Here is a 7,211-nt window from a genome sequence, read left to right as displayed (position 1 = left end):
GGGTGGGCGGGCGCGACCCGGGTGGGCGGGCGCGACCCGGGTGGGCGGGCGCGACCCGGGTGGGCGGGCGCGACCCGAGCGATACGGGCTCGCCCCAAGTGGGGCGCCCTCGCCCCGAGTGGTACGGGCTCGGCCCGAGTGAAACAGGCTCAGCCCAAGTAGGGCAGGCTCGGCCCGAGCAGGGCAGGCTCGGCCCGAGCAGGGCAGGCTCGGCGCGCGAACGGGATTCAAGCCCGGGTGGGACGGCCCGGGTGGGACGGGCCGGGTGGGACGGGCCGGGTGGGACGGGCCGGGTGGGACGGGCCGGGTGGGACGGGCCTCGGGGCCCGAGTGGTACGAGCTCGGCCCGAGTCGGGCGGCCTCGGCCCGAGCGGAACGGGCCCGGCCCCGGTAAACAGGCTCAGCCCAAGTGAAACAGGCTCGACCCGGGGCACAGGCCGCCCTACGGCCCGGGGCGCAAGCCCGGCTACGGGCGCGGTTCAGGCCGGCCCACGGGCCCGGGGTGCAGGCCCGGCCTACGGGCCCGTCCCCGGCCAGGGCAGGTCGGGTGCGGTCCCGCCTCCCCGCGTGCCGGGGCGCCGGGTGCGAACCGGCCTGGCCGGCAGGCCGGGGGCGCTGTCCCTAGCAGGGAGGCCGGGGGCGCTGCCCCTGGCCGGGTGCCGGGTGCGAACCGGCCTGGCCCGGAGGCCGGGGGCGCTGCCCCTGGTCGGGGAGCCGGGGGCGCTGCCCCTGGCCGGGTGCCGGGTGCGAACCGGCCTGGCCGGGAGGCCGGGGGCGCTGTCCCTGGCCGGCAGGCCGGGGGCGCTGTCCCTGGCCGGCAGGCCGGGGGCGCTGTCCCTGGCCGGGAGGCCGGGGGCGCTGCCCCAGGCCGGGGCCCGGGGGCGCTGCCCCCTCCCCCACCGATGGCATGGGCGGCTCAGGCCCGGGCGATCGTCTCGTGGTGGCGGATGACCTCGGCGATGATGAAGTTCAGGAACTTCTCGGCGAAGGCGGGGTCGAGCTTGGCGTTTTCCGCCAGTTCGCGCAGGCGGGCGATCTGGCGGGCCTCGCGGGCGGGGTCGGCGGGGGGCATCCGGTGGGCGGCCTTGAGGTGGCCGACCTGCTGGGTGCATTTGAAGCGTTCGGCGAGCATGTGGATGACCGCGGCATCGATGTTGTCGATGCTGTCGCGCAGGCGGTTCAGCTCGGCACGGACGGACTCGTCGTTGGCACTGTTGTTCATGTCCACCCCACCGAGCCTATGCGGAAGAACGCGAACCGATGACCGGTGGGTGCGCCGGGTCGGGGATCTCGTGGCTCCAGCCGCCGGGTACGGCGCGGCCCTGGCGTTCCCGGAAGCGGACGGGGGCGGTGCCGACCCGGCGGGTGAAGAGACGGCTGAAGTAGGCGGGGTCGTCGTAGCCGACGCGCCGGGCGACGGCGGCGACGGGGAGGTCGGTGGCGGCCAGCAGTTCCTTGGCGCGGCCGAGGCGGATGCCGAGGAGGTAGTCCTTGGGGCTGCAGCCGGCCGCGCGCCGCACGGCGGTGCGCAGCTCGGCGGGGGTCATGCCGTGGCGGGCGGCGTGCTGGGTGACGGACAGCGGCAGGAAGGCGTCGCGGGCCAGGGCCTGCAGGACGGGGTCGGTGTCGTCGGCGCGGTCGGCGCGGGCCCGGCGCAGGGCGACGAGGAGCTCGTGGACGGCGGCGGAGGTCTCGACCTCCAGCAGGGGGTTGCCGCGGCGGGCGGCGCGGGCGATGCGGGCGACGGCGGCGCGGGGAGCGGTGGTGTCGGTCAGGGGGACGACGGGCCGTTCGGGCTCGATGTAGCCCAGTTCGGTGTAGGCGGTGACGGCGGCGCCGGTGAAGTCGACGAAGCTCTCGTCCCAGCCGGCGCCGTGCCCGGCTCCGTAGTGGTGGGGGGTGCCGGGGGCGAGCCAGATGAGGGCGGGGGCGGTCACGGGGTGGGTGCGGGCGTCGGGGGTGCGGTACCAGCCGGATCCGGCGCTGATGACGACGGCGACGTGGTGGTCGAGGGTGCGGGGGCCGACGGCGGGGAGGGCGCCGTGCTGGAGGCCGACGCCGAGGCAGACCAGGCCGAGCCGGTGGTGGACCGGGCCGGGGGTGAAGTACCGCATCCAGGTGTGATACACGCGTGGCTGCCCTTCGTCGTGCGGTGGGCTCCGTCCAAACAGGGCCGATCTTTGTCCATGGCCGTCCGGCTCGCCAGAGGGCGACGATGGCCCGGTCGGCGGTGGTGGCTGAAGGGCGGGCGGGGACGTGCCGGAGTTCAGGGTGGGGGACGACGACTTCGAGCTCGACGGGCGGCCCGTGCGGCTGTTGTCGGGGGCGTTGCACTACTTCCGGGTGCACGAGGGGCTGTGGGGGCACCGGCTGGGGATGCTGCGGGCGATGGGGCTCAACTGTGTGGAGACGTACGTGCCGTGGAACTGGCACGAGCCGCGGCCGGGGCGGCTGCGGGACGTGGGGGCGCTGGGTCGTTTCCTGGACGCGGCGCAGGCGGCGGGGCTGTATGCGATCGTGCGCCCGGGTCCGTACATCTGTGCGGAGTGGGAGAACGGGGGGCTGCCGTGGTGGCTGACGGGTGCGCTGGGGCGTCGGGTGCGCACGCGGGACGAGCGGTTCGTGCGGGCGGTCGACGGTTGGCTGGGGGTGGTGGCGCAGGAGGTGGTGGAGCGGCAGGTCGGCCGGGGCGGGCCGGTGGTGCTGTTGCAGGTGGAGAACGAGTACGGGTCCTATGGCAGTGACGGGGTTTATCTGCGGCATCTCGTAGAACGGTGGAAGGCGCTCGGGGTGAGCGTGCCGCTGGTCACCTCGGACGGTCCCGAGGAGCACATGCTGTCGGGGGGTTCGGTGCCGGGGCTGACGGCGACGGTGAACTTCGGTTCGGGGGCGCGTGAGGCGTTCGGGGTGCTGCGCGGGTTCCGGCCGCGGGGGCCGCTGATGTGCATGGAGTTCTGGTGCGGCTGGTTCACGCACTGGGGTGGCGAGGAGGCGGGGCGGGCGGCTGCGGATGCGGCGGGGGCGCTGCGGGAGATCCTTGAGTGCGGGGCGTCGGTGAACGTCTACATGGCGCACGGGGGCACGAACTTCGGGGGCTGGGCGGGTGCCAACCGTGCCGGGGAGGATCACCGGGGGGCGTTGCGTCCGGTCGTCACGTCGTACGACTACGACGCGCCGGTCGACGAGTACGGCCGGCCCACGGAGAAGTTCTGGGCGCTGCGGGAGGTGCTGGCCGGTTTCCGGGACGGGGAAGGGCCGCTGCCTGCGCTGCCGCCGGCTCCTGCGGTGCTGGGTGCGCCGGTGGGGGTCCGGGTGGGGGCGTGGGTGCCGTTGACGGACGTGGTGGACGTTCTGGGGGAGGCGGAGGCCGAGGCGGCGGTGCCGCCGTCGTTCGAGGAGCTGGGGGTGGAGCGGGGGCTGGTGCGGTACCGCTTCGTGGTCCAGGGGCCGCGCGGGCCCCGGCCCCTGACGGTGGTGGGGCTGCGGGACGTGGCGGTGGTGTGGGTGGACGGCGGGCGTGCGGCGGTGCTGGACGGTGGGGACGGGGAGTGCGCGCTCGTCGGTGAGGTGGCGGGGCCGGCCGTGGTGGAGGTGTGGGTGGAGTCGCTGGGCCGGGTCAATTACGGTCCGCGGCTGGGTGAGTCCAAGGGCATCACGGGTGGCCTGCTGCACGAGCGGCAGTACGTGCACGGGGTGCGGGCGCGGGGGTTGCGGCTGGAGGCGCTGGAGGAGCCGGGTGCCCTGGCCGGGCTGCCCTGGCGGGGGTGGGAGGGGCGGGAGGGGGCACCCGGCCTGTACCGCGGGTCGTTCCGGGTGGCGGGGGCGGGTGACGCCTCGCTGGAGCTGCCGGGCTGGGTGCGCGGCCATGTGTGGGTCAACGGCTTCTGTCTGGGCCGTTACCGGGCGCTGGGGCCGCAGCGTGCCCTGTACGTGCCGGGGCCGGTCCTGCGGGAGGGGGAGAACGAGCTGCTGGTGCTGGAGTGCGAGGCCGCGGGCGAGGCGGAGGCGCGGCTGTGCTGAGCTCCCGTCCCGCTGGTCACCGGCCGATGACGGTGACCAACGGGACGGAACCCCGTGGAGGTCTATTGCCCGACTGTGTGCACGGTGAAGCCATCCAGGCAGAACTCAGCGGTCCCGTTGGTGCCGACTTTCCGCAGTCCCACCCATGCCTCACCCGTTTCCGGTGCGGTGAACAGGTAGGAGTGCACGGCGGGGGCGGGGGCGGCCGGCAGGGCCGTCCGGTGGAGCTCGCGCGGTGCGGGTTCGTCCACGCCGGTGACCCACGCGTACTGGTCGGCCCGTTCGTTGACGTAGCGGAAGGTCACGCGGTAGCGGCGGCCGGGGGTGAAGCGCACGGTGTGCGGGAGGGTCCGGTAGACCAGGCCGGGGTTCTCGCCGCGTGACTTCAGCGACTGGGTGCCGTCGACGACGTCGTCGACGGCTTTGCCGTTCCAGCCGCGCTGGGTGTACGGGGCGTGCCGCTGGGCGATGTGGGTGCGGGGGTCGGTGGTGCCTCCGGCGTCGCCCTTGACGAAGGGTCCCCAGCCCTGGGGGACGTTCTCGAAGTCCTCGGAGGCCAGGGCGTCCGGTGGTGCGGGGGATCGCCGGCCGGGTACGACGCGTACGGCGGCGAAGCGGACGCGTGCGGTGCCGGGGGCTGCCGTCAGGGACAGGGTGGTGGGGCCGCCGCCGGCGGGCACGGTGAACCAGGTGAACATCCGCTGGAAGCGTGTGCCGTGCTTGCTGTCGGCGGCCATGTGGTTGGCGGCGGTGGAGGTCTCGGTGAAGTTGGTGGCGGTGGTGCCGTCGGCCGTGCGGACGGTGAGCGCGGCCCGGCGCCGCTCCCCCGCCGTGGCGCCGACCTCGACCTGGGCGGATGCGACGTAGGTGCCGGGTCTCAGGCGGGCCAGTCGCTGGCTGACGGTGGCCGCGCCGCCGGGGCCGATGACCAGTTCCCAGTGGCCGGGGGTGCTGCGTTCGGCGTGGGCCGGGCCGGTGACGTGCCAGGCGTCGAGGGTGCCGGAGAGGAAGTTCGGGTCGCGCAGCGGGGTGCCCTCGCCCCAGCGGGGGTCGGGGCGGTGGCGCCGGTGGCGTGGGGTGAGGACGTAGGGCTGTCCGGGTGCGGCGTCGAGGGTGATGCGGGTGTCGCGCACCGGCAGCTCGGTGGTGTCGGTGCGGCCCTGGTCGGTGAGGCGGTGCAGGACGACGGTGGGCAGGGCGGCCCAGGCGCGGGGCAGTTGCCAGGTGGTGGCGCCGCCGTGCGGGTTGTAGTGGTAGAGCTTGGCGGGGTCGGTGGCGCGGCGCGGTTCCCAGGGCAGCAGGTAGGTGTCGCCGGTGCAGACGGTGCGGCCGTCGGTGGTGATGCGCCGGGTGCCGTCGGCGTCGGTGACGCGGGTGGTGAGCCCGCCGGGTCCGGTCAGGGTGATGTCGTGGTCGTGCCAGGTGCGGATCGTGAACGCCTACAGGTATTTGGCGGGGAGGTTCTCGGTCCACAGCTGCCGGTGGAAGGACGTCCAGTCGGTCTTGCCGCGCCAGCCCTCGAAGGTGCCGAGTTTCGCGGTGCCCAGGAGTGGCCATTTGTCGGCGAAGACGTCCTTTTGGTGGTGGCGGATGAAGCGGATGAGCCGGGAGTTGATGCCGCGGGAGGTGTCGGGCCCGTAGTCGGTCTCGGTTGCCCAGTGGGACCACAGGCTGGAGCGTTCCAGGCCGTGTCCCCATTCGCTGGTGATCTTCCAGCCTTGTGCGTGCAGGATGCGCTGCAGTGCGTCGGAGTTCCAGCCGGACTCGCGGAAGACGTCGAGGTAGAGAATGTCCAGGGCGGGGTCGGTTTCCTCGCGCAGTTGCCAAAAGCGGCGGGCGATGTCGCCGGAGAGCAGGTCGCGGCGGGCGTCGATGCGGTACGACTGGTCGAGCCAGTCCCACTGCCGGTCGTTCTTGTCGACGAGCGTCTCGGAGAAGGCGTGGGCGACGGGGTAGGACTCGGTGGTGTTGACGTGCACGGCGAAGTCGCTGTTCCACCTCTTGCCGTGGCGCAGCAGGGTGTTGAGGTCGTCGAGGCCGCCGGCGCGGGTGTTGTAGTGGCCGCCGTAGTCGGGGTGGGCGGAGTCGTGGCCTTCGGACTGGTAGCCCTTGAGGAGGGTGAACTGGCGCAGTCCGTCGGTGGCGAGGTGGATGCGTTTGATGTGGTCGAGGGTGGTCAGGAACGGATTGGTGGCCTGGCTGGCGAAGTTGAACGCGATGTGGGGGACAACGCGCAGGTGTTGTTCGTCCGCTCCGGGCGGGGCGGTCATGATGTCGCGCATCGCGATGGCGGCGTCCTGCCAGTCGACGGTGCCGTCGCCGTTGCGGTCGCCGGTGAGGATGACGGTGACGTGCGGCAGGGGGTCGGTGGCGGACGGGGGTGCGCCGGCGGCGCGGTGGGTCCATTCGCCGCAGGTGAGCCGGGCTTCGGTGTGGTGGGCGCGGGTGAGGGTCTGCCGCCGGAAGCGGCCGTTCTCCCAGGAGGTGGTGGCGTCCGGCCGGTCGTGGACGGTGTTGGTCTCGATGGCGGCCGCGAGCCGGTCGGTGCTGACGACGGCGTAGGCGCAGCCGGTGGGGGCGGAGTCGGGGGGTGTGGTGGCCGTCGGGCGGACGAGGGTGTCGCCGTCCTTGGTGGCGTCCAGGTGGATGCGGGCGGCGAGCAGGGCCGCGCCGGGCTGGGTGCTGCGGACGGACAGGAAGGCGAGGCCGGGGATGCGCAGGGTGCCGATGCGCAGGGTGGGGGTGTCGGCGATGCGGGTGACCCGCCAGTCGATGCGCCAGTGGTGGACACGGATCTCGACGTCGATGCGGGTGCCGCCGTTCAGGCGGAGGGTGTAGGAGGCGTGGTCGGCGGCGAGGGTGGTGGTGACGGTGGGGGTGTGTGCGGTGCCGTCGACGAGCAGGGAGGTGACGGGTTCGTCCTGGGCGTGGAGGACGGCGCCGGTGGTGCGGTGGGTGTAGGTGAGGATGCGGGGGAAGGTGGTGTCGACGCGGACGTCCAGGGCGTCGGAGCGCAGGACGGCTTCGCCGTCGGCGGCTGCCGCGCGGGCGGCGCCGAGGCCGATTCCGGCGAGGGCGGTGGTGACGACTACGGCCCGTCGGCTCGGGCCCGGGTGGTCTGCGGTCACGGCGATACCGTGGTGCGGCGGGGCCGGGGTGACCATGGACAAAGGGCGGGGCGGTCTTGGACT

General features: G+C 74.0%; 5 protein-coding genes and 1 pseudogene. 1 reads left to right on the top strand and 5 read right to left on the bottom strand.

Annotation, left to right across the window (positions count from 1 at the left end):
- Nucleotides 1–916: 916 nt before the first annotated feature.
- Both IE182_RS17640 and IE182_RS17635 read right to left on the bottom strand, forming a co-directional pair.
- Nucleotides 917–1,222 (bottom strand): chorismate mutase, encoded by a 306-nt coding sequence (locus IE182_RS17640; RefSeq protein WP_190110807.1) that lies wholly within the window; start codon nucleotides 1,220–1,222, stop codon nucleotides 917–919.
- 16 nt (nucleotides 1,223–1,238) lie between these two features.
- Nucleotides 1,239–2,129: a helix-turn-helix transcriptional regulator gene (locus IE182_RS17635; RefSeq protein WP_190110806.1), complete on the bottom strand. Its 891-nt coding sequence runs from the start codon at nucleotides 2,127–2,129 to the stop codon at nucleotides 1,239–1,241.
- Nucleotides 2,130–2,256: 127 nt separating this feature from the next.
- Between IE182_RS17635 and IE182_RS17630 the strand changes: the two genes are divergently transcribed.
- Nucleotides 2,257–4,020 (top strand): glycoside hydrolase family 35 protein, encoded by a 1,764-nt coding sequence (locus IE182_RS17630; protein WP_190110805.1) that lies wholly within the window; start codon nucleotides 2,257–2,259, stop codon nucleotides 4,018–4,020.
- A 62-nt stretch (nucleotides 4,021–4,082) separates the two neighbouring features.
- Here the strand turns inward: IE182_RS17630 and IE182_RS32625 are convergent, their stop codons facing one another.
- The 3 genes and pseudogenes from IE182_RS32625 to IE182_RS32615 all read right to left on the bottom strand — a co-directional run bounded on the left by IE182_RS32625 (nucleotide 4,083) and on the right by IE182_RS32615 (nucleotide 7,148).
- Nucleotides 4,083–5,153, bottom strand: a complete 1,071-nt coding sequence (locus tag IE182_RS32625) for a hypothetical protein (RefSeq protein ID WP_308432120.1) — start codon at nucleotides 5,151–5,153, stop codon at nucleotides 4,083–4,085.
- Between the two features lie 30 nt (nucleotides 5,154–5,183).
- Nucleotides 5,184–5,450 (bottom strand): annotated as a pseudogene (locus tag IE182_RS32620) (glycoside hydrolase family 101 beta sandwich domain-containing protein); the annotation flags it as partial.
- A 9-nt stretch (nucleotides 5,451–5,459) separates the two neighbouring features.
- Nucleotides 5,460–7,148: an endo-alpha-N-acetylgalactosaminidase family protein gene (locus IE182_RS32615; RefSeq protein WP_308432119.1), complete on the bottom strand. Its 1,689-nt coding sequence runs from the start codon at nucleotides 7,146–7,148 to the stop codon at nucleotides 5,460–5,462.
- Nucleotides 7,149–7,211: the final 63 nt, after the last annotated feature.

The organism is Streptomyces cinnamoneus (assembly GCF_014650495.1).
In the GTDB taxonomy this organism is placed as follows: Bacteria; Actinomycetota; Actinomycetes; order Streptomycetales; family Streptomycetaceae; genus Streptomyces; species Streptomyces cinnamoneus.
The sequence above is the reverse complement of the archived record's forward strand: the minus strand, read 5'-3'. Positions and strand labels throughout refer to the sequence as shown.